This is a genomic window from Streptomyces sp. AC627_RSS907 (assembly GCF_019049165.1).
This window is the reverse complement of the sequence record NZ_JAGMUE010001277.1, coordinates 1-626: the sequence shown is the minus strand read 5'-3', so window position 1 is coordinate 626 and position 626 is coordinate 1. Positions and strand designations below refer to the sequence as shown.

General features: G+C 66.5%; 1 protein-coding gene. It reads right to left on the bottom strand.

The features are described from left to right. Positions 1–626, bottom strand: a 626-nt coding sequence (locus KUM32_RS41465; protein ID WP_217146800.1) for a LysR family transcriptional regulator, incomplete at both ends; no start/stop codon positions are given.

Sequence of the window (626 nt, the reverse complement as noted above, 5' to 3'; positions counted from 1 at the left end):
CGGCGCCATCGGTTGAGTACGACAAGGAGGGGGCCCTGCCTCTGAGGAGTTGGTGGATGTAGCGGTGCATGGCATAGCCGGATCGCATCACGATCAGCGGTTGCGCCAGCAGGTCGGTGACGGTGACCGCGGTGAGCGCCGCCAGCGGGCTGTCCGGGCGAACGCAGACGACCGGGCGTCCGCGCAGCAGTTCGGTGGTGTGCAGGCTGGGTGGCGGGGCGTCGTCTCCCAGGTAGCTGATGAGCCCGAGGTCGAAACTGCCCTCCGTGAGCTGTTGGTGGATACCGTCCTGCCGGTCCGCGATCACTTCCACCTGTGTCGAGGGATGGGTGGCGCGGAACTCACGGATGGCTGGTGCGAGGAGCGTGACCGTGGCCGCGTTCACCGTGCCCAGTCGCAGCCTTCGGCTGGTCTGATGCTGATCGTCAGCGGCCTGACGTAGCCGGTCGACCGCGTCCAGCACCTCGGCGATGTGCGGCAGCAGTTCACGTCCCTCGTCGCTGATCCTCGCCCCGGAACGTCTGCGTTCCAGGAGTACCACTCCCAGTTCCCGCTCCAGGTTCCGCAGTGTCTCGCTCAACGCTGGCTGAGACAGGTGCAACTCCTCTGAGGCACGACGCAAAGAC